This window comes from Corynebacterium sp. H78, assembly GCF_037572275.1.
Classification (GTDB): Bacteria; Actinomycetota; Actinomycetes; order Mycobacteriales; family Mycobacteriaceae; genus Corynebacterium.
In genome coordinates this window covers 127,607-148,903 of the sequence record NZ_JBBHKX010000005.1, presented here as the reverse complement: position 1 = coordinate 148,903, position 21,297 = coordinate 127,607, and the positions used below count along the sequence as shown (strand labels likewise).

Here is a 21,297-nt window from a genome sequence, read left to right as displayed (position 1 = left end):
CGATTCGCTCAACATGGTGTGTTCAGAAAACTCGTGTTTCAGCTCATGTAAAAGACTGTAGAAACACTACTCGGACAACGACCAGGAAGCTCCATCTGAGGTATCCGTGACAGTAACCCCGGCTTCTTTCAGACGATCACGCACGGCATCGGCAACTGCCCAGTTCTTTTCTGCACGTGCATTCTTGCGTTCTTCCAGCTGATGATCAACCAGCACGCCCAAGGCATGCATAGCCTTGTCATCGCTGCTACCAGCGCTTACCCACTTCTCCGAGAGCGGATCGACGCCCAACGCCGAAGTCATGCCCCGAACTGATTCCGCCACAGTGCGCAGTTTTTCAACGTCGCCGTCGGCAAGTGCTTGGTTACCTTCGCGCACAGCATTGTGAATCTCGGCCAACGCTCGAGGTACAGCCAGGTCCTCGTTCATTGCAGCCTCAAATGCCCGAGTCCAAGAACCGATGGCAATGTCACCGTTTGCGGACAGCTTTTCCTGAGTCCGGTGCAAGAAAGACTCGATTCGGCGATAACCTGCTGCGGCCTCCTGCAATGCCTCTTCGGAGTACTCAAGGACAGAACGGTAGTGAGCGCTTCCCAGGTAGTAGCGAAGCTCAACTGGACGTACCAGCGTCAAGATATGTGGCACCGACAGAACATTGCCCAACGACTTCGACATCTTTTCACCAGCCATGGTTACCCAGTGGTTGTGCATCCAGTAGCGAGCGAAACCGTCACCGGCTGCATGTGACTGAGCAATCTCGTTTTCGTGATGCGGGAACTGCAAATCCAGACCACCGCAGTGAATATCGAATTCTGAGCCCAAGTAATACGTCGCCATTGCAGAGCATTCGAGGTGCCAGCCTGGACGGCCATCACCCCACGGGGTAGGCCACGATGGTTCACCTGGCTTCGCAGCCTTCCACAACGCGAAATCATGTGGACCGCGCTTGCCTGGAGAATCCGGCTCGCCTTGCTCCATCTCTTCGATTCGGTTGCCAGACAACGAACCGTAGTCGCTGCCTTCCGCTGCATCCCATGCAGCAACGTCGAAGTACACCGAACCGTCGACGTCGTAAGCAAAACCGTTATCCATCAGCCGCTGCATGTACTGCACCATTTGGGTGACATGACCAGTTGCGCGCGGCTCAACGCTTGGTGGCAATACACCAAGTTGATCGTAAGCCCAGGTGAATTCACGTTCGTAAGTGGAAACCCATTCCCACCAGGGGCGACCGTGTTCCGCAGCTTTAGTCAAGATTTTGTCGTCGATGTCCGTGACATTGCGAACGAACGCCACGTCGAGACCACTGGCGATAAGCCAGCGACGCAAAATATCGAACGCCACACCGGAACGCACGTGGCCGATATGTGGCTGCGCCTGTGGCGTAGCTCCACACAGATAAATCGACGCATGACCTGGTCGAATTGGCACGAAATCGTGCAGTGTGCGGGTGGCGGTATCGAAAATCTTGAAAGTCACGTCTTTGAGTCTAGCTGGAGCAAGACGTGTGTAAGACGTACCCGTAGGTAACGGGCACGCCTTTTAAGAGAGGGCTACTCTTCGTCCAGGTCAACGAGCTCGGGTGCCGCAGGCTTCTTTTCCTCTTCCGTCGACTCATCTGCAACCGACTTGTGTCGCTCAATGGTTGCTTCGATGCGGGAGAAGAGCTCTTCAGTCTTCGCGTCATCCACGCCATCTGCAAGCGCCAGTTCACCGACAAGAACCTGGCGAGCCTTGCTCAACATACGCTTCTCGCCAGCGGAGAGACCGCGATCCTGATCACGACGCCACAAGTCGCGGACTACCTCAGCAACCTTATTAATGTCGCCAGAGCCGAGGCGCTCCTGGTTTGCCTTGTAACGACGCGACCAGTTGCCAGCTTCTTCAACGTCGGTTTCACGCAGGACTGAGAACACCTTCAACAGGCCTTCTTCGCCAACGACATCGCGAACACCAACGAGCTCAGCATTTTTAGCTGGCACCTTAATGTTGAGGTCACTCTGCAGAATCTGAAGATCCAGATACTGAACAACCTCTCCGTTTAGCTCGCGTTCGAAAATTCCCTCAATTTTCGCAGCGCCATGATGTGGGTAAACAACGGTGTCGCCGACCTTGAAATCCATGTAGTGAACACGCCCCTTTCAACGGCCTTCCACCCTATCATGTCCCCCCACACGAATGACGGTAGTATGAGAGCATCCTATGAAGAGGCTAAGCTAGTCCTTCAGCAGCATTCCCCAATCCTCAAGATGATGGAGGAAACGTAGTTATGACCCCCAAGTCGGTTCTTCGCCGCGGTGCCCTGGTAACCGTTGCCACCGCTTCTGCAGTCGCCCTCACAGCTTGTGGCGCGGGCCAGATTTCCCAGACCGCTAACCAGGTTGCAGCAGTCGATGGTGCTCAGAATCCTCAGGAATCCAACCCAGGTGGCGTTGCTATTCGCGATGCTCACATCCTGGTTAATCCTGAAGATGGCAAGGCAGCCCTGAAGTTCTCTGCTATCAACCAGGAGCGCGCAAACGACGCGACCTACACCTTGAAGAAGGTGGAAATTGATGGCATCGGCGAAGCTAACCTGACGAAGGATGGCGAGTCGGAAACGTACAAGAAGCTCGCTAAGGGCGACAAGGAAATCCCACGTAACTGCTCCCTTATTGCAGATTCGCAGGACTCCATCAAGATGATGTCCGAGGGCGTCGAGAAGAACGCTGCTTGTGTCGTCTACATGTCTAACGACCTGGACGCTGAAAAGCTCGTGAACGACACCATGAGCGCTTCGGGCGAGAACCGCAACGTTACCTTCACTTTCGACGGCCCTAAGGGCGAAGAGAAGATTGAGCTGTTCGTTACCGTTTCTGCTGAGATCGCTGAAGCTGGTCAGATGGACCGCAACGACGACGGCATGACTAAGAACGAAAAGAAGGACGCTAAGAAGGACGACAAGGCTGGCGAAGAGAAGGATGCTGCTGCATCCGAGTCTGAGTCTGCCGCTCCTGAAGCAGAGGCAACCCCTCAGTAGTTAAAGGCCCCACGGCCTTATGCAGCTGACTTGATGCAACCAGCAGCAATCGATCGACTGGGAAACAGTTGACCGGTTGCTGCTTCTTCATTTCTTAGGAGTACCTAGTGGCGAAGGACACCGTCTTCCAATGCTCCGCCTGTAGCTGGCAAGTATCGAAATGGGTGGGACAGTGCCCATCGTGCAAAGAATGGGGCACGCTGGAAGAAGTCCCAGTTCTGCCACATATGAAGGCTGCGTCTGCGACGAGTAAGTCTGGGAAACGCAGTACCTCAGCAGTCAGTGTCGCAGGAAATGTACTCAGATCCTCCGCTCAGGGCTTGGTAGCAAGCCACGCAGCCCAACCCATCACGGGCATTAGCGCAACCGCCTCACAGGCGATTCGCACGGGGATCAGCGAGCTTGATCGAGTGCTTGGCACAGGAATAGTGCCTGGATCTGTTGTTCTGCTTGCCGGCGAACCCGGTGTCGGCAAATCCACTCTCCTACTTGAAGTCGCATACCGGTGCGCCACCTCAGATTTGGGCCCGACGCTGTACGTCACTGGCGAAGAATCAGTCGGGCAGGTTCGCCTGCGCGCCGAACGAACGGGTGCGCTCAGCGACAAGCTGCTGCTCGCTGCAGAAACCGATATAGGTGCAATTATCTCGCAAACCTTGACAACCAGACCGGGGCTGCTCGTCGTCGACTCTGTCCAAACTATGCAAGCAGCCGATATCGAGGGCACTCGTGGCGGTGTCGCTCAAGCGCGTGCTGTCACGGCTGCGCTGACCTCGCTGGCAAAAGAGACAGGAACGGCAGTATTCCTCGTTGGCCACGTCACTAAAGACGGCAACGTCGCGGGCCCACGCACGATGGAACACCTCGTCGACGTCGTCTTGAACTTCGAAGGTGACCGTCATTCTGGGCTACGTTTCCTCCGCGGCCTGAAGAATCGCTTCGGTACCACAGACGAAGTGGGCTGTTTTGAGCAAACGTCAGAAGGCATCCGTGAAGTGACCGACCCTTCTGGCTTGTTCCTACACCATCGCACGCCTGCGCCGGGTACCGCCATCACCGTCGCCATGGACGGGCGCCGTCCGCTGCTCGCCGAAGTGCAAGGCCTCGTGGTCGATTCTGAAGCACACAATCCGCGTCGTAATGTATCGGGACTTGATGTGCGTCGCGTACCTATGATCGCAGCAGTGTTGACGGAACACGGGCGTTTGAAGTCACTGCCAAAGAAGGAGCTGTACGTCAGTACCGTCGGTGGCATGTCTCTGCAGGAGCCTTCGGCAGACTTGGCGGTGGCGCTGGCGGTGGCGTCGTCGACAAGCAAGAGGACTGTGCGCGACAAAATGGTGGTGCTGGGCGAGCTCGGCCTGGCCGGCGAACTGCGACGCGTCCCCGATATGGAGCGCCGATTGCGCGAGGCTCAGCGCATGGGCTTCCGCAGCGCATTGGTGCCGAAAGGCTCGACGGGCCCGGCCGGTATGAAGTTGTTGGAGGCGAGGCACATCGGTGAAGCGCTGCAACTGGGGTTGACAATGGACGACTAAACGGACGACATCGACCATTCTTTACGACGCCTTACGACGCTTTACGACGAACCCAGGAATCACCATGACTTCGATTAACCAAGATCTACTGAAAGAGCTCGCCCCGGGCACCCCGATTCGCGATGGCCTGGAACGCATCAAACGTGGCCGGACGGGCGCTCTTATTGTGCTGGGTTTCGACGACACTGTGGCGCGACTTTGCGACGGTGGCTTCGAGTTGGATGTCGCGTTCTCACCCACTCGGTTGCGCGAGCTGTGCAAAATGGACGGTGCCGTCGTGCTGTCGTGTGGCCCCACTGGGCCACGGATTAAGCGCGCGAATGTGCAGCTGGTTCCCGATCCATCACTTCCGACGGATGAGTCTGGAACGCGACATCGGTCCGCCGAGCGCACGTCCTTGCAGACGGGGCTGCCTGTGATCGCAGTGTCTCAGTCAATGAACATGATTACGGTCTACGCCGATGGTGACCGCCACATGCTGAAGGACTCCTCTGAGATTCTGGCTCGCGCGAACCAGGGACTCGCGGTGTTGGAACGGTATAGTGCACGCCTCGATTTCGAGGAGGAAAGTCTCTATCAAGCGGAGGTGGCCGGCTTCGCGACGGCAGCTGAAGTCATCGAGGTCATTCGCCTCACTGAGCTTTTACGACGATCCTCCGCGGCAATTCACCGTGATGTCGTGGCACTGGGCTCCGACGGCCATCAGCTCGATGTTCAGCTCCGTGAGCTCATGGCAGACAGCAAGGTTCAGGAATTGCTGCTCGATGATTACCTCGTGTGCGAATCCGGTATCCCCAACCAGGTGGATATTGACACAGCCCAGCAAAACCTAGCAGCTCTCCCCCAGACAGATTTGGCCACTATTGCCCGTGTCGCGCACATTTTGGGTTTCCCTGCTGATCAGGATTCACTCGCCGAACGGGTTGCGCCACGCGGGTACCGTGCCTTGTCCCGTATCCCCCGGATGCAGCGTGCGTTGATGACCAAGATCGTCGAAAAGTACGTGACGCTACCTGCGCTGTTGGACGCGACAGTTGATGATATTGCGGCCATTCAAGGAGTAGGCCCCCTCTGGGCACGTCACGTGCGGAGGGGGCTGGACCGAAATAACGTTGGCTAATTGCTAACCGAGGTTGAAAGTGTACGGATCGGAGTTTCGGTCCCCGAGGAGTCCGTACACAATGTAGTTTCCTGCACCGACTTGCTGGCGATCGGCTTCCGAGCACTTGCCTGGAGCTGAGGAAAGTCGCGACCACTTCACGTTAAACGTGGCCTTTTCACCGGCCTTGATGGTCTCTTCCCCTGCGCCTTCAGAGTCGTGGCAATCCAGATCCGACCAGACGCGCTTGTAGTCAGCCAGGTCAAAGACTTCAAAGCGCAACGTGGACTCGTCCAGGTTGACCTTGCAGTCCGCCTTCGTTGGGTTTTCCAACGTCAGCGAGAACTCGGGCTTGTCTTCCGCACCGTAATTTGGGCTGTCGCCCTTCACAGTCAGAACGAGATCCGCAGCTTCACAGGAGTCTTTCGCTTCCGGCTCTTTGCTAGTCGACGGATACGGCTCCGAAGGCTTCTCTTCCTCTGGCTTGGAGGTTACTTCCGAGCCGTCTTCCCGGGAGACTGTGACCTTTTCGCTGGCAGCGACGTTTTCCGGCTTCTCTTCAGCACCAGATCCACCTGTTATGGCTTTCACTACCCACGCGATGAGCAGCAAGAGGACAACGAGGATTACTACCGCAGCGACTCGGCGACGCCGGTAGATTTCTGGAGGCAACGGAGCAGTCATGCTCTTAGGTTAGCGGGTCAGCAGAGACACCCTTGGTCACGACAGTCTCGGCGCGTCCATCCGACAAACGGTAACGCATTCCGACGACACCGACGCGGCCATCTTCGAGGCGTGCCTGGATTTCCGGCGAACGATCGACAATATGCTCGACGATCTCAGCGACGTGCTGGCGTTCGTAGTCCTCAGGGGACTCGAAGCCACTCTTGCGAGCGCACAGCAACGAAGGCGTGACCTTTTCAATCAGCACTCGCTGGAAACCGCTTGGCATATCCCCACCATTGAGTGCGCTGGTTGCAGCCTTAACTGCACCACACGATTCATGGCCGAGGACACACACCAATGAAACGCCCAAACCATCGACGGCAAACTCCAGCGAAGCCAGCACTGATAGGTCGGTGATCTGACCAGCAGTGCGGATAACAAAAACGTCGCCAAGTCCCTGGTCAAAGATAATCTCAACCGGAACGCGCGAATCCGAGCACGCCAACACGACGATCGCTGGATTCTGTCCCTGGGTCAGCTTTTCGCGATGGGCAACGTCTTGATTAGGGTGTGCAGAGTTACCTTCCATGAAACGGCGATTGCCTTCAAGGAACTGCTTCCAAACATTTTCAGGAGTACGTGGCATGTGTTCTATTGTGCTCCCTTACCCCCATAGAGAGGAAACCCGTGCTACCCCATCTGTGCCACTGGTATCGGCAAAACATGCGCGAGTTGCCGTGGCGGACACCGGAAACAACACCGTGGGGAGTACTCGTCAGTGAGGTGATGAGCCAACAAACGCCCGTCTCTCGCGTCGCCCCATCATGGGTTGCATGGATGGAAAAATGGCCAACACCCGCAGATTTGGCAGCTGCTACTAAAGGCGAGGTGCTCCGCATGTGGAGCAAGCTTGGTTACCCACGCCGTGCACTTCGGCTCCATGAATGCGCCACCACCATAGTCGAGCGTCATAACGGACAGGTTCCGCGAAATATTGATGATTTGCTCGCACTTCCGGGGGTAGGTGACTACACGGCTCGGGCAGTCGCTGCATTCGCGTTCGGAATGCGCACCCCGGTGGTCGATATCAACGTCCGTCGGGTGCTCCGTCGATACGTTCAGGGCACCTTTTTGCCCGGAACTCACAAGCGCGCCGATCTCGATGCCGTAGAGAAATTGCTTGACGACGACCCCGCCTCCGCAGCAGAGACATCTGTGGCATTGATGGAGTTAGGAGCGCTCGTCTGCAAGACGACACCGCTGTGCGAGCAGTGCCCATTGGTTGCCAACTGCGCATGGGTTCTAGCCGGAAAGCCCGAACCGGCCGCACATGAGATCGCCGCAGCCAAGCGTCGAGTGCAGAAATTTGAAGGGACGGACCGCCAAGTACGTGGAAAACTGCTGGATGTCCTGCGCGCTGCCGAATCACCAGTAGAACAATCCATACTCGACGCTGTATGGCCCGATGCTGCGCAGCGTTCACGCGCCCTGTTTTCACTGCTTGACGACGGTCTCGCCGAGCAAAACGATCAAGGACTCTTTCAACTCCCCACATAGGAATAGCAACTGCCCGCATACACTGGGCTTATGGACCCTTTCGGCACTTCATCGTCCCCCCGAGGACTACTCAGATCCTCAGTGGCTGGTGTGTGCATCGCTGTTCTCACAGCGACCGGATTGACGTCCTGCACTGACAATTCCGATCCGACTGGGGCGTCTGCACCATCCGTACCCAGCGTTGATGCCACTCCCGGCCACATCATTACCAACACGACCTTCGACGCTGTGGCACCTGCGGAGGCACGCCGAGTGGTATTCCGCTCCACTTCAGCTACTGGTGGTCCGGCGACGGTGTCAGGGACTTTGTTGTCGACGGACACCCAATGGGCGGGGCCAGGTCCGAGACCTTTGGCCGTCGTCACGCCCGGCACTTTAGGAATGGCAGATCGTTGCGCAAGCTCGATTGCGCTGCGTTTCAAGGCCATGCCCACCCCTCCGTCGCAGGAGTTACTGCAGTTGGGGTGGGATGTCATGATCGTCGATTACGAAGGCTTGGGCACTCCCGGTACGCATCCGTATATGAACCGGCTATCCGCAGGGCATTCAACGCTGGATGCAGCTCGCGCTGCGCTGACGCTGCGTGACGGCAAGGACGTCCGGGACGACGAAGAGCCTGATGCCAAGGTTCCCATGGCTATCCTTGGCTATTCTCAGGGCGGAGGGGCAGCTGCCGCTGCTGCAGAATTAGCTGCCACGTATGCGCCTGAATTAGACATCAAGGCTGTCTACGCAGGTGCCGTACCAGCGGATCTGGCCGCCACAGCACAGCACATCCCGTCATCGACGTTGGCAGGAGCGGTCGGGTACTCCATTGCGGGACTCGAAGCGACCTATCCCGAGTTGAGTCCCGCTTTTGACCGCATTTTGTCTGCGGAGGGACGTGCCTTTGTGGACTCGTCGACAAGCGATTGTGTGTCTGAGACGGTCAACAAATGGGCGAATGATGACACGCGATCGTTCACCCGTGACGGCAGGCCACTGGGGATGCATTTGGCTGACTCCACCATTGCGGATCGGGTCAGGCAACAACAGCTCGGTGGAGTGGCACCTACAATGCCGGTTTTTGTTACTCACAATGAGCATGACGACATCGTGCCTGTCCAGCCTGCTCGAGACATGGTGCAACGCTGGACGGACGCCGGCGCTGATGTGACCTACTCCGAAATCAGTGAAGACTTCGGAGAGGGATCCCACGGCCTGGCGTTCGTCAAAACAAGAGACGAAGCTTTCGCGTGGTTGCTACAGAAAATGGATTACTAGCAGGCTTTTACTTCTTCCAACGACCGCGGAAGGTCAAACCCTTACCTAGTCGAACGGTGTAGCCACCACGGGAATTAAGGGTCACTGGCCCAATCCGCTTCGAACCCGAGACACCCGAACCCGAGTAGTTCAACCAGGTGTCCTTATCGATGTTCTGCTTCTTGCGGAAGATAATTCCCATGGCGAGCTCCGTCTGCTTTCTCGACTAATTACCGACTAGTTGTCGGTTGATTCATCCGAAGATTCAGCGGCCTTGGTCGTCGCATCTTCAGCTGCACTCACGATATCAGCTGCATCTGCGCTGATGGTGCCGTCAGCAGAACCAAGTCCGCTCAGCTCGTCTACTTCTTCAGCGACTGCGCCATCAGCTGGCGTGGTCTTGAACACGAACGTTGCCTTATCGATGTCCTTCGACTCACCATCCCAGCCGTCAACATCGATGGAGACAGTCTCACCCAGTCCGACCTCGCCGTAAAGAATCTTCTCCGACAACTGGTCTTCGATCTCGCGCTGAATGGTACGACGCAATGGGCGGGCACCCAGCACTGGATCGAAGCCACGCTTCGCGAGCAAATTCTTTGCCTTCTCCGTGACATTCATGGTGATGCGCTTTTCCTTGAGCTGCTCAGAAACGCGAGCCAGCATCAGGTCAACCATCTGAACAATCTCATCCTGGGTCAGCTGCTTAAACACGACGATTTCGTCGATACGGTTCAAGAACTCTGGTCGGAAGTGCTTCTTCAGCTCGTCATTGACCTTGTCCTTCATGCGGTTGTACTGGCCCTCTTCGTCGGTCTCGCCGACGCCACTGAAGCCCATACCAACGGCCTTGGAAATATCTTGCGTTCCCAAGTTAGAAGTGAAGATCAGGACAGTGTTCTTGAAGTCCACAACACGTCCCTGGGAGTCGGTCAAACGACCATCCTCCAGAACCTGGAGCAAGGTGTTGTAAATCTCCTTGTGTGCCTTCTCGATCTCGTCGAAAAGAACCACAGAGAAAGGCTTACGACGAACCTTCTCGGTCAGCTGGCCGCCTTCTTCGTAGCCGACGTATCCCGGAGGTGCACCGAAGAGACGCGATGCTGTGAATCGGTCGTGGAATTCACCCATGTCAATCTGGATGAGTGCGTCTTCCTCACCGAAGAGGAACTCCGCAAGAGCCTTCGACAGCTCGGTCTTACCGACACCAGAAGGACCAGCGAAGATGAACGAACCGGATGGACGCTTTGGATCCTTCAGACCCGCACGCGTACGGCGGATAGCACGAGACACTGCCTCGACAGCTTCGTTCTGGCCGATGATGCGCTTGTGTAGGTTTTCCTCCATGCGCAGCAGGCGGTCGGACTCTTCCTCGGTCAGCTTGAATACTGGAATGCCGGTCCAGTTAGCCAGCACCTCTGCGATCTGCTCTTCGCCAACTTCAGCGATGGAGTCAGATTCGCCGGCACGCCACTTCTTCTCACGCTCACGGCGCTCTTCGCCCAGCTTGCGCTCGGTGTCACGCAGGCCCGCAGCCTTTTCGAAGTCCTGCGCATCGATTGCGGCTTCCTTCTCGCGACGCACGTCAGCGATCTTGCCGTCAATTTCCTGCAGCTCTGGCGGCGCAGTCATGCGCTTGATGCGCATGCGGGCACCGGCTTCGTCGATAAGGTCTACAGCCTTATCTGGCAAGAAGCGGTCGTTGATGTAGCGATCTGACAGCGTCGCTGCCGCAACAAGCGCCTGGTCAGTAATAGAAATGCGGTGATGCTGCTCGTACTTGTCGCGCAGGCCACGAAGAATCTCGACAGTCAGGTCGACGGATGGCTCTGGCACATTGACTGGCTGGAAACGACGCTCCAGGGCAGCGTCCTTCTCGATGTGCTTGCGGTACTCGTCAAGAGTGGTCGCACCGATGGTCTGAAGCTCTCCACGAGCCAGCTTTGGCTTGAGGATAGATGCTGCGTCGATTGCGCCTTCTGCCGCGCCTGCGCCTACGAGCGTGTGAATCTCATCGATGAACAAAATGATGTCACCGCGCTGGTTAATTTCCTTGAGGACCTTCTTCAGGCGCTCTTCGAAGTCACCACGGTAACGAGAACCTGCGACCAATGAGCCGAGGTCCAAGGAGTAAAGCTGCTTATCCTTCAGGATCTCTGGCACACGGTTATTAACAATGTCGAGGGCAAGACCCTCTACGACTGCGGTCTTACCGACACCAGGCTCACCAATAAGGACTGGGTTGTTCTTCGTGCGACGGGAGAGCACCTGCATGATGCGCTCGATTTCCTTCTCACGACCAACAACCGGGTCAAGCTTGCCCTCACGGGCAGCGACAGTCAGGTTACGACCGAACTGGTCCAACACCAACGAACCGGACTGGTGATTGCCGTCCTGAACGCGAGCACCAGACGTCGCACCAACCGGACGCTGCTCTGCCGACGAATCGGACTCATCGCCCTGGAAACCACTAAGAAGCTGAATAACTTGCTGACGAACTCGCGGCAAATCAGCACCAAGCTTCACCAGTACCTGAGCTGCGACACCCTCGCCCTCACGAATAAGACCCAGCAAGATGTGCTCGGTACCGATGTACTTGTGGCCCAGCTGCAATGCTTCACGCAGCGAGTATTCAAGAACCTTCTTGGCACGGGGAGTAAAAGGAATATGGCCACTTGGTGGCTGCGCGCCACGGCCAATAATGTCAACGACTTCGCTACGAACAGCCTCAAGCGAAATGCCCATTGACTCGAGCGCCTTCGCTGCGACACCGTCGCCCTCGCTAATCAGGCCGAGCAGAATGTGCTCCGTACCGATGTAGTTGTGGTTAAGTTCGCGTGCCTCGTCCTGCGCCAGGACGACGACGCGACGCGCACGGTCGGTAAACCTCTCGAACATTTTTCTCCTCGTACTTACGTGTCGTGCTTAATTGCCGTCTAATTATCGATATTCCGATGCTTCCATTCAGCTTAACGACGACACGTCAATCTGTAGTCCTCAATACCGTACGCCAGTAGCGAACAGCCCGGCCTGTCATACGAAAAGGCCTGTTGGAAGGGAAGCACCCCAATTGTTGGGCCACAGTCTTACACATCGCAGGCTTTAGGTAATAATAATGCTGAGATTGAGCAGTTTCCTGCCTCTTCATCACATTTTCGACGCACCTACTAGGTAAGCGCACCACCTCGAAAGCGAGTCGCTTAATGTCTAACAACGGCAATCCGTCTACCAATCCTTGGGAAGACCCGGGCTTCGTAGGCAACGACTCGGCAGCTAGCAACCAAGCGTGGGGAAATGTACCCAATGCGGATTCACCAGGCTACCAATCTCCAGTCAACAATGGAGCAAATTCCCGCTGGGGCACCTCTGGCAGCACTCAAGCACAGAATGCTGTTCCGCCACAGCATTCTGCAGCAGGCATCACCTTTGGCGATCCAACGGCACCTGCTTCTCCGACAGTATCTGACTCCCCTACTTCTCCTTCAACCTCCGCGAATGCGCAGTACCCACCGAATAACTACGGTGCTCCGATGCCACCTTCCGAAGAGCCGGAGAAGAAGGGCAACGGTCTGACATACGCACTTGTCGGTTCGTCGGTGCTGCTGCTCGGCGCAATCGGCGCTGTTGGTTACCTACTAATCGGCGGAAATGACCAGCCGGATAGCGCTTCGGGCATGCCCGATCCAGTCATCGCTGCACATAACACGACGAGCGCTGCACCATCTCCTCATGCGGGGGAGGCAGAGTCGTCGACAAGTGCGGAAACCGAGGCTTCAGCACAGACGAAGACTGTCACCACCACGGCGACGACCGATGCTGATGATGTTCGTTATGCAGATCTTCCATCCGGCGCCGATAACCAGGGCTGGGTTGGCACGTATGCACGCTGTGAGGCAGAGGAAAAGCTAGTCACACTTGTTGGCACAAAGGACGGTGTTTCCGCAGTGTGTGAGACCTCAGATGGCGGCTACTACTACGTCAGCGACTACAACCTTGGGGCTGATGTCTACGAGGTCGCGAGCTACAACCGAAACATGATCGACGTGCAGAATTTCGGTGAAGACGTTGGAGACGGTGACGGAATCGTGCACGAGTGGCATTACTATTTGTCGCCATCTTCACTTCGTATCACCAAGGATGGTGCCCACTTCCACTCATTCGCAGTGACGAAGTGGTGGCAGTACTAATCCGCCCATTAGGCGAGATCAACGGGATAATTGCGCCGAAAAGCCAACTCATAACCCTGGCATTCCACATTAAATAAACCTTTTTTACCAGAACTAAACACACGTGACCCAGATCACAGATATGGTGTCCGTTAAAGCGATCCCGTTCGACCGAGGACTGACACCGTGACCGATTCAACGCCACACAGCCCACAGCCATCGACTAGCTCTGGGAAACTCTTGCCACGTTTCCTTCACCGCACTCGCACGACATCGCGAGCCACGACAGATCTCATCCGTGGCCTCGCTCCAGTAACGCAAGCTGGAGTGCTAGGCAGCATGAGCCCGGCAGCAGCAGGCAAGGCCGCGCAGTCGATCTTCAAATGGGACTTCTTGCCCGCAGGACTGCTCGGCATCGCAGCCAGCCGCGACCCACACCACACTGCGATCATCGACGATGGCGGCTCCGTAACCTACGAAGACCTACACAACAATTCCACCGCACTTGCCCGCGCACTTCGTCACGGCGATATCAAGCAGCGCGACCGAATCGGCGTACTGTCACGCAATCACCGTGGATTCATCATGGCGCTATGTGCACACGGTCGTCTTGGTACTGACCTCGTCCTGTTGAACACCGGCGCATCGGCACAGCAGACGCTTGCAGTCATTCGGGAGCAGAAAATCGACTTCCTCTTCATCGACGAAGAGTTCACGCATATGCTCCCCGACGACTTCGACGACTGCCCCGTCGCCGTCAGCTGGCTGGAAGACTACGAAGATACCTCCTGTGTTCGCGAGGGGTGGACCTCGATGCGCGAAATGCTGCGCACTGCTCCGCCTGAAAACTGGCCGGGCGCGGACCTCCCGCAACGACCACGACGTGGCCGAGTCATCATTTTGACTTCGGGCACAACGGGCACACCGAAGGGAGCGAAACGTCCCGAACCACGTTCCTGGATGCCGGCTTCGTCAATCATGAGTCGCATTCCGCTGCGCCAACGTCGCCCCGCGTACCTGGCAGCACCTTTGTTCCATACCTGGGGTTTCGCAACTGCTCAGCTGTGCTTGGCGCTTCGTTCCACGATGATTATGCGGCGCCACTTCGACCCCGTCGATAGCCTCCGCATTATTGATGCACACAATCCGCACACGATCTTCCTCGTACCAACGATGCTGCAGCGGATGCTCGAAGTCATGCCGGACTCTTACGACAACACCACCTCATCACTGCAGGTCCTCGCTTCATGCGGATCAGCCATTCCTGAGGCCGTCGTAAAGAAGTCCCTCGATCGCTTCGGTCCCGTCCTCTACAACCAGTACGGTTCCACCGAGGTCAGTTGGGCGACCATCGCAACTCCCGATGAGCTCCACGACAACCCAACCACCGCAGGTCGCGCACCACTTGGCACCCGGGTCAAGATCTTTGACGACGACGGCAACGAATTGCCAGACGGCGAAACGGGGCGCATTTTCGTCGGTAACAACATGTTGTACGAGGGATACACCCGCCCCGGTGCAGACCGCGAGATTATTGACGGCATGGTCTGTACAGGAGACTTGGGCCATCTGGACGACGGCCTGTTGTACATCTCCGGACGCGAAGACGACATGATCGTCTCTGGTGGAGAGAATGTCTTCCCTCGAGAGACCGAAGATGCACTGTCCAGTCTCGAAGGCATCCGGGAATGCACAGTCGCAGGTGTCCCTGACGAGAAGTTCGGTCAGGCTCTGGTGGCGTGGGTCGTCAGGGAAGACTCGCCAGAAGGTGCAGCGCTAACGCATGAGACCCTGCGCAACCACGTCAAGTCGCAGCTCACGCGCTTCGCGGTACCACGCGAAACCATCTTTATTGATGAGCTTCCGCGCAACGCTGTAGGAAAGGTAGTCCCACGACTTCTTCCGAAGCCGTGGGAGAAGGACAACTAACGTAGGCCGCTGAGATCCGACTGAACGATGTAGTTTCGGTCGGACGCACGGCCCAACATCAGCTCAGGTTCAAAGCCCAACATTGACCAGCGAGTACGAGTAGACCAGGTCAGGGACTGCTCAGTACGAGTGCGGTGGTAGGTGACCTGATACCCATCGGTGTGCACACGAACCTGCGTGTAACCGCCCGGGTAACCAAGCGCCGCGCCACGTTCGCAGTAGTCAACCGTGCCGACATCAGCCTTACCACGACGACTGCGGTGCGTGTGACCAGCAAACATTGCCTTCACGCCCGATGCCTTCGACAGCGTCGCCTGCAGCTGCTGAGACTGTGCGCGAGGCAACATAAATGCTTCGCCACCCAAGTGCGAACGCATCGCGTCATAGGTCACCGGATGGTGACCGAAAAGCAGAGTTGGCCGATCAGGATCGTCGAAAAGTTCCGTACGAACAGCATCCATCTGATCCGGCGAAATATAACCGCCACCAATGCCGAAGGTTGCAGTGTCCAAGCCCATCAGTCGGAGTTCACCGATCTGCGTGGACCAATGCTGCTGAGTAGGCGTGAAATGCTCGCTGAAGTAGTCCGGCACCTCAACCTTGCCGCTGCGAATGGCACGACCAATGCTGCCGTTTGTATGCGGGGTGCCTGGCAAGTGGTTGTCATGGTTGCCGCGCGTGACAAACCAATTCTTGTCCTGCTCGCCGAACGTGTTCATGATTCGCTTGAACTCGTCGTACTCTTCGGGCTCATTGTGATCCGTGCAGTCGCCATTGACGACGACCGTGTCAATGCCGTCCGCCTTCACAGTGCGGAGCAGACCTTCCAGCTGCATGGCAGCGAATGGATCCTCGTCTGGTCCGGAGGTTAGCCCGACACCTTCAATACGAATGCCATCGTGATACGGCTTGCCGATGTGCGTGTCATTAGTGACCGCAATGGTGCCGACATACGCGCCTTCAAGAGCTGGCAGCGTAGTAAACGTGCCCGTCATTTCGGGTGCGGTCCGAGTCTTGGTCACAGCAAGCGACGGCACTGCACGCACCCCATCCGACCAGCATTCAAACCGGTAGGTACGTCCTGGTTCTAGCCCATTAATGGTGACGTGGTGGTAACCGGAATCCGACACCCTGTCATGCATGACATGCATTTCATAGCTATCGACGGGGCCAATCTTGACCAGCTCGCCAGCTGGAACCGTTGGCTTTGCGAAGCCATACGGAGTGGACACACCAGGTGCGTAGGTTGCCCAAGTAAAAGTCACCGAGGTTGAGGTAATCGTTGCCACTTCAAGGTCAGTGGCTCGAACAACCATGCCTTCAACATCGCTTGGGGTAAGCCCAAATGATGACGTAAACCGGACAATTCCGTTCGCACCTGTTGTCTTTGCCAAGTTAATAGAACCGGCAGCCAGCGTTGCAACAGAGAGGTAGGCGCGACGGGAAATGCTCATGGACTGGGAGAGTAATCGCTACACATGGCCAATGGCTGAAAAAATCCTTAACGATTTGGCAACGACATCAAAATATCCTGCTAATTCCCGTCGCTTATCTCTCTGACCTTGGGTTTCGCAGTGAAGTGTCTATTCACACACAGTTAACCCCCAAGTAGGCTACTTGAGTTCCTTAGAGCTCAGGCCGAGGGTACGGCGCGCAACCACGAGCTGCTGGATCTGCTGCGTTCCCTCGAAAATGTCGAGGATCTTTGAGTCACGAGCCCACTTTTCGATCAGGTTTCGCTCGGAGTAACCGTAAGTACCGGCAAGCTCTACAGCCCGAAGAGTGACTTCAGTACCCATTCGACCTGCCTTTGCCTTAGCAGCAGATGCTTCCAAGGTGTTCGGCTGCTTGTTGTCAGCCATCCAGGCTGCACGAAGTGCAAGCAAATACGCGGCCTCCCAATCAGATTCCAGCTTGATGTACTCGGCTGCGGCTGCTGACTGTGACATGGCAGGGCGGTCGTAATCGATGTCAACGCCGGCTTCTTCAAGAATGCGGCGGAGTTCTTCGAGAGCAGCACGAGCACAACCAATTGCCATTCCGGCGACCAATGGACGGGTGTTGTCAAAGGTTGCCATCGCGCCTGCGAAGGACTTCTTCACGTCAATTTCTGGCGAGCCCAGAAGATTTTCCTTAGGCACTCGGACATTGTCCAACCGCAGCACTGCGGTATCGGATGAACGAATACCAAGCTTCTCTTCCAGTCGTTCAACAGTAAAGCCAGGGGTTCCCTTCTTAACCAGGAACGACTTAATTGCCGCGCGCCCCTTACTCTTGTCCAGCGTTGCCCAGACCACCACGGAGTCCGCGCGCTCGCCCGAAGTAACGAAGATCTTTTCGCCATTGATGACGTACTCGTCACCATCCAGCTTCGCCGTTGTTGATACAGCCGAGGAATCTGAACCAAACGACGGCTCGGTAATGGCCATCGCAGCCCACGTTTTACCGAAAGCCTCCAACTGTTCGTCAGTTGCAACGGCAGCAAGAGCGGAGTTTCCAAGTCCCTGGAACGGCAGTGACAACGTCAAGCCGACATCGCCCCAGCAGATCTCGATGACGTTTAGCAACGAGGCCATGTTGCCACCGTTCTTCACGCCTTCGCTCTTTTTCTTCTTTTTGTCATCTCCACGGCCACCGGATGCGCCCGAGAACGAACGCCCACCGTCAGCCATGCCATCCATCATGGACACCAACGTGTCGAGTTCGCGTGGGTACTCATGCTCCGCAAGGTCGTACTTACGGGAGATTGGTCGGAAAATTTCTCGGGCCGCCTGATGCGATTGATTCGCGCCCGCCTTCAGAAACTTCGGCAATTCGAGGTTAATCATTGTTCATGCTCTTCTCGTTGTAGAAGCGTGTTGCGGTTTACAGGACGACGACGCCCTCAGCGACGCCAATTGCCCGGAGATCTCGGTACCAACGCTCGACAGGGTGCTCCTTCACGAAGCCATGTCCGCCCAGCAGCTGCACTCCATCAGAGCCGATCTTCATGCCCTTTTCGGCTGCGTAGTTCTTTGCCAGGCCAGCTTCGCGAGCGAAGTTGTGTCCCTGGTCTGCACGGGACACACCACGAAGCAGAATCATGCGCAGACCATCGAGTTCAATCTTGATGTCGGCGACCATGAATGCCACTGCCTGACGGTGCGAAATTGGTTCACCGAATGCTTCTCGTTCATTCACGTAAGGAACGACGTAGTCAAGCACTGCCTGAGCGGTACCGGCGGCAAGAGCTGCCCACCCCAGCCGGGATCGACGGACGACATCGCAGTACTCAAGTTCAAGCTGGTGAGTCGCCATATTTGGACCGCCGACGATGTTGTCTACTGGAACGCGGACATCCTTCAAGATGATGCGCCCCATAGCTGCGCCACGAAGACCCATGGACGGGTCGGCTTCGATGTGCAAGCCTTCAGTGTCAGACTCCACGATGACCAAAGCTGGCTTGCCATCAAGCGCTACGCCAATGATGAATAGCTCGGCAGCACCTGCATTCGGCACCAATGACTTCACACCGTTCAGAACTAGCTCATCGCCATCGCGACGTGCGTTTGTCTCTGGCTTGAGCGCGTCAAACAGTGGTCGTGGCTCCGCAATACATACGGCAGCAGCTGGAACGTCCTCACCGGCAAAGGCCGGTAGGTACGTTTCCTGCTGCGCGGCAGAACCATGCGCAGTCAGAGTCGCTGCAACACCAGCAGGTGCAAGCGCTGCGACTGCCAGCCCCATGTCACCGTATGCCAATGCCTCTGCGACCAACGCGTTCGTCGTCGTGTCCTCGCCGGTGGCAATACCTTCAAATGCTTCGGGCACATTGATCATAGTGACGCCCAGCTGCGAGGCTTCGTCGACAAGCCCTTCCGGAGGAAGCGCATCTTTGTCTGCTTGAGCAGCGGCGGCACGAAGGCGCGACTCCGCGAACTCCTTGACCGTCTCGACGATCATTTGCTGATCATCAGTCGGAGTGAGATCGAAAAGCTTCTTTGGCTTAGTCGACGCCGAGTCCTTTTCTGTGGCGCTGTCGGCGACCTGATCGTCAGCAGCTGCAGCAGCTTGGGCATCCTTTGCTGGACGCTGTGGTGCACCAGCTCCGGTCGCCTTCTTGAACTGACGATTCGCAGCGCCGAGCGTCTTAAACCCAGACTTTGTGGACTGGTAGACAACCCGATCAATTTTCGGCTGCAGGTCATACTTCTGTGCAAATTGAGAGCCGGTAATGGAGGTAATAAACCTCATCGCAGCACCAACGGCATCACGGCTCGGACGGTTACGTCCTACGGTCGAATCCTCACGATTCGAGGGGTCACGGCGATTCTTCTTCTCGCTCATGCGACACGGCCTTTCGAGTCGAAACTGTTACACGGATAACAATATATCAATCGAGTGATTGTCATCACTAGTTTTGCGAAAAGCGTTTAATGTTCTTGTGTCGAGCCGGCTGTGTCGTTTCCTCGGCCTAAGAAATGCGTCGCTGAACTGAGAAGTTCCTATCTTGTACCGTCCCCAACAATGGCTCCGGTTCAAGGCCCCATACTGCCCATCTCGCCCTGGATGCCCATTCCAATGCTTGCTCATTCATGATTCGGTGGAAATTCACCTGGTATCCACCGCTATACACGTGAACCAATGTGTATCCACCTGGATAAGCCTTGGCTGCGGGCGTTTCCACGAAGGTGACATCTGACGCCACCCGCCCGGAAGTTCTTTTCGCACGGTGTGTATGCCCAGCTGCTACCAGAAATACGCCAGGTGCTTGCGCAATAGCACGCTGAAGACGAGCGGAATCGTGCAAGTTCAGAGTGAATGACGGACCCGCAACATTACTAAATGCAGCTTCTTCCGAAACTGGATGATGAGCCATGATGAAGGTTGGGCGAAGCGGATCTGCCATTAGCTCAGCTTCAACTGCATCCAACTGCTCTGCACTGATTTCACCGCCTGATTCGTCCAGTTTCGTGGAATCAATGCCGATAACACGAATCTCTCCTACCTGAGTTACCCAATGTTCCTGCCGCTTCACAAGAAGACTGCCAAAAGGATCCCTGTGGTTTTCTGTTCCCTCCAGCACTGGGAATTCCTCATACCCAGCCTGTGGATCAGCTTCAGGAGTATGCGGCCTGTCATGGTTACCACGAGTGACAAACCAGTCGTGCCCCCACTCTCCCACCGAGTTCATAATTTCGATGAACTTCCGAACTTCGTGAGGTCGAGCTTCAGACGTCGCATCTCCGTTGACGAACACAGGCCCTAATCCCCGTGACTTAATCTCTTGAAGAGCACTGGCCAGCATCAACTCGGGATACGGCGCTCGACCAGCTTCTTGCTCAATGGGCGGGGGGAAATTGTTCACAATGATGCCGTGTCGGCCTTCGCCGATGTGCGTGTCATTCAACAGAACAACTGTGCCCAAATGCTGCCCTACTGGAGCTGGCAGAGTCGTTACCGTTCCAGTCTGTTCGGGCGATTGTGGCGCATTCGTAGTTATTAAACCTGGTCGAGCGACCACACCACCCGAACGGCATTCGAACCGATATGTCGTCTCTGGCTCCAGGCCGTCAACTGTGACGATGTGGAAATTCCGTGGCTCGTTATCCTTATGCACCACTGGCAAATCAGAGGCGGGAAGTCCCACGGGACCAAAAGCCACTTCGGTATCCGCAGGTGCGAGCGGAGCTACTGTGCCCCACGCTGGATGCGGCCCATCGTAGGTAGCCCAGCACAAAACGACGGACGTTGCAGTCACCGTCACCACTTCGAGGTCAGTAACCACAAGACCATGCTTCAAGCCAGTAAAAGGAAAAGGGACTTGCTGGCCAACCGACGGGTCAGAGGGAATGCTCGACGGCGCTGCATGAGCCCTCATCGACGACATCCCACCAAGCCCCACATAGCCTAGGAGCCCCAGCCCGCCAAGGAGTGCCGTTCGGCGTCCTACCCGTCGCTGACCGAAAACTTGTAGTTGGTTCTGGTGAGAAGTGTCATCTGTTGCCGTCATAAGCACTCAGGGTAGGACCCTCACCAGCACGAAGTGTTAACTCTATTCAGACAACTGATGAACCGAGGGCTAACCCTCGACGACCTGGA

At 56.3% G+C, this 21,297-nt stretch carries 17 protein-coding genes; 7 read left to right on the top strand and 10 right to left on the bottom strand.

All coding sequences use genetic code 11. The features are described 5' to 3' along the window. Positions 1 to 66: 66 nt before the first annotated feature. Positions 67 to 1,479: a cysteine--tRNA ligase gene (gene cysS / locus WG934_RS09105; RefSeq protein ID WP_339989838.1), complete on the bottom strand. Its 1,413-nt coding sequence runs from the start codon at positions 1,477 to 1,479 to the stop codon at positions 67 to 69. Between the two features lie 74 nt (positions 1,480 to 1,553). Continuing rightward, the gene (locus WG934_RS09100) at positions 1,554 to 2,123 is read right to left on the bottom strand and encodes a CarD family transcriptional regulator (RefSeq protein ID WP_339989837.1); all 570 of its coding nucleotides are present in this window, start codon (positions 2,121 to 2,123) and stop codon (positions 1,554 to 1,556) included. 146 nt (positions 2,124 to 2,269) lie between these two features. Here WG934_RS09100 and WG934_RS09095 point away from each other — a divergent pair, with 146 nt between their 5' ends. From WG934_RS09095 to disA, 3 genes are all read left to right on the top strand, one after another. Next, entirely contained in the window at positions 2,270 to 3,019 is a 750-nt protein-coding gene (locus tag WG934_RS09095; RefSeq protein WP_339979931.1) for a hypothetical protein, read from the top strand. A gap of 107 nt (positions 3,020 to 3,126) precedes the next feature. Then, a complete protein-coding gene (gene radA, locus WG934_RS09090; protein WP_339979930.1) occupies positions 3,127 to 4,557 on the top strand; it encodes a DNA repair protein RadA in 1,431 nt (476 codons plus the stop codon). Positions 4,558 to 4,621: 64 nt separating this feature from the next. After that, complete coding sequence (gene disA / locus WG934_RS09085) at positions 4,622 to 5,677, top strand: DNA integrity scanning diadenylate cyclase DisA (protein ID WP_339979929.1); 1,056 nt, start codon at positions 4,622 to 4,624, stop codon at positions 5,675 to 5,677. A gap of 3 nt (positions 5,678 to 5,680) precedes the next feature. Here the strand turns inward: disA and WG934_RS09080 are convergent, their stop codons facing one another. Together WG934_RS09080 and WG934_RS09075 are read right to left on the bottom strand one after the other, a co-directional pair. Next, positions 5,681 to 6,340, bottom strand: coding sequence for a hypothetical protein (locus tag WG934_RS09080; protein ID WP_339979928.1), 660 nt, complete (start codon positions 6,338 to 6,340; stop codon positions 5,681 to 5,683). A 4-nt stretch (positions 6,341 to 6,344) separates the two neighbouring features. Further along, positions 6,345 to 6,968 carry a carbonic anhydrase gene (locus WG934_RS09075; protein ID WP_339979927.1) on the bottom strand — a complete coding sequence of 208 codons (624 nt, stop codon included), beginning with the start codon at positions 6,966 to 6,968 and terminating at the stop codon, positions 6,345 to 6,347. 77 nt (positions 6,969 to 7,045) lie between these two features. On the opposite strand from WG934_RS09075, the gene WG934_RS09070 reads away from it, so the two are divergent. Together WG934_RS09070 and WG934_RS09065 are read left to right on the top strand one after the other, a co-directional pair. Next, entirely contained in the window at positions 7,046 to 7,879 is an 834-nt protein-coding gene (locus WG934_RS09070) for an A/G-specific adenine glycosylase (RefSeq protein WP_339989836.1), read from the top strand. Between the two features lie 30 nt (positions 7,880 to 7,909). Next, on the top strand, positions 7,910 to 9,142 hold the full coding sequence (locus WG934_RS09065) for a lipase family protein (RefSeq protein ID WP_339989835.1): 1,233 nt from the start codon (positions 7,910 to 7,912) through the stop codon (positions 9,140 to 9,142). Between the two features lie 7 nt (positions 9,143 to 9,149). Here WG934_RS09065 and WG934_RS09060 read toward each other — a convergent pair whose 3' ends face one another. Together WG934_RS09060 and WG934_RS09055 are read right to left on the bottom strand one after the other, a co-directional pair. Further along, positions 9,150 to 9,323, bottom strand: coding sequence for a hypothetical protein (locus WG934_RS09060; RefSeq protein ID WP_339979924.1), 174 nt, complete (start codon positions 9,321 to 9,323; stop codon positions 9,150 to 9,152). Between the two features lie 35 nt (positions 9,324 to 9,358). Next, positions 9,359 to 12,019, bottom strand: a complete 2,661-nt coding sequence (locus WG934_RS09055; protein ID WP_339979923.1) for an ATP-dependent Clp protease ATP-binding subunit — start codon at positions 12,017 to 12,019, stop codon at positions 9,359 to 9,361. A 305-nt stretch (positions 12,020 to 12,324) separates the two neighbouring features. Between WG934_RS09055 and WG934_RS09050 the strand changes: the two genes are divergently transcribed. Then, positions 12,325 to 13,308, top strand: a complete 984-nt coding sequence (locus WG934_RS09050; protein ID WP_339979922.1) for a hypothetical protein — start codon at positions 12,325 to 12,327, stop codon at positions 13,306 to 13,308. A gap of 318 nt (positions 13,309 to 13,626) precedes the next feature. After that, positions 13,627 to 15,216, top strand: a complete 1,590-nt coding sequence (locus WG934_RS09045) for an AMP-binding protein (RefSeq protein WP_339980050.1) — start codon at positions 13,627 to 13,629, stop codon at positions 15,214 to 15,216. Here WG934_RS09045 and WG934_RS09040 read toward each other — a convergent pair. The 4 genes from WG934_RS09040 to WG934_RS09025 all read right to left on the bottom strand — a co-directional run bounded on the left by WG934_RS09040 (position 15,213) and on the right by WG934_RS09025 (position 21,208). Further along, a complete protein-coding gene (locus WG934_RS09040) occupies positions 15,213 to 16,670 on the bottom strand; it encodes a metallophosphoesterase family protein (RefSeq protein ID WP_339979921.1) in 1,458 nt (485 codons plus the stop codon). The two genes, WG934_RS09045 and WG934_RS09040, sit on opposite strands and share 4 nt — an antisense overlap. Positions 16,671 to 16,829: 159 nt before the next feature. Beyond that, on the bottom strand, positions 16,830 to 18,044 hold the full coding sequence (locus WG934_RS09035) for an acyl-CoA dehydrogenase family protein (protein ID WP_339979919.1): 1,215 nt from the start codon (positions 18,042 to 18,044) through the stop codon (positions 16,830 to 16,832). Between the two features lie 37 nt (positions 18,045 to 18,081). Continuing rightward, a complete protein-coding gene (locus tag WG934_RS09030) occupies positions 18,082 to 19,542 on the bottom strand; it encodes an acyl-CoA dehydrogenase family protein (RefSeq protein WP_339989834.1) in 1,461 nt (486 codons plus the stop codon). Positions 19,543 to 19,669: 127 nt separating this feature from the next. Next, positions 19,670 to 21,208, bottom strand: coding sequence for a metallophosphoesterase family protein (locus WG934_RS09025; RefSeq protein ID WP_339979917.1), 1,539 nt, complete (start codon positions 21,206 to 21,208; stop codon positions 19,670 to 19,672). Positions 21,209 to 21,297 lie beyond the last annotated feature (89 nt).

Bases quoted from the DNA above. Each gene is read 5' to 3' on its own strand.
- WG934_RS09035 (WP_339979919.1), bottom strand. From the start codon at position 18,044: ATGATTAACCTCGAATTGCCGAAGTTTCTGAAGGCGGGCGCGAATCAA.
- WG934_RS09080 (WP_339979928.1), bottom strand. From the start codon at position 6,340: ATGACTGCTCCGTTGCCTCCAGAAATCTACCGGCGTCGCCGAGTCGCT.
- WG934_RS09095 (WP_339979931.1), top strand. From the start codon at position 2,270: ATGACCCCCAAGTCGGTTCTTCGCCGCGGTGCCCTGGTAACCGTTGCC.
- WG934_RS09075 (WP_339979927.1), bottom strand. From the start codon at position 6,968: ATGCCACGTACTCCTGAAAATGTTTGGAAGCAGTTCCTTGAAGGCAAT.
- disA (WP_339979929.1), top strand. From the start codon at position 4,622: ATGACTTCGATTAACCAAGATCTACTGAAAGAGCTCGCCCCGGGCACC.
- WG934_RS09100 (WP_339989837.1), bottom strand. From the start codon at position 2,123: ATGGATTTCAAGGTCGGCGACACCGTTGTTTACCCACATCATGGCGCT.
- WG934_RS09065 (WP_339989835.1), top strand. From the start codon at position 7,910: ATGGACCCTTTCGGCACTTCATCGTCCCCCCGAGGACTACTCAGATCC.
- WG934_RS09055 (WP_339979923.1), bottom strand. From the start codon at position 12,019: ATGTTCGAGAGGTTTACCGACCGTGCGCGTCGCGTCGTCGTCCTGGCG.
- WG934_RS09025 (WP_339979917.1), bottom strand. From the start codon at position 21,208: ATGACGGCAACAGATGACACTTCTCACCAGAACCAACTACAAGTTTTC.
- WG934_RS09030 (WP_339989834.1), bottom strand. From the start codon at position 19,542: ATGAGCGAGAAGAAGAATCGCCGTGACCCCTCGAATCGTGAGGATTCG.
- WG934_RS09060 (WP_339979924.1), bottom strand. From the start codon at position 9,323: ATGGGAATTATCTTCCGCAAGAAGCAGAACATCGATAAGGACACCTGG.
- WG934_RS09040 (WP_339979921.1), bottom strand. From the start codon at position 16,670: ATGAGCATTTCCCGTCGCGCCTACCTCTCTGTTGCAACGCTGGCTGCC.
- WG934_RS09050 (WP_339979922.1), top strand. From the start codon at position 12,325: ATGTCTAACAACGGCAATCCGTCTACCAATCCTTGGGAAGACCCGGGC.
- WG934_RS09045 (WP_339980050.1), top strand. From the start codon at position 13,627: ATGAGCCCGGCAGCAGCAGGCAAGGCCGCGCAGTCGATCTTCAAATGG.
- WG934_RS09070 (WP_339989836.1), top strand. From the start codon at position 7,046: ATGCGCGAGTTGCCGTGGCGGACACCGGAAACAACACCGTGGGGAGTA.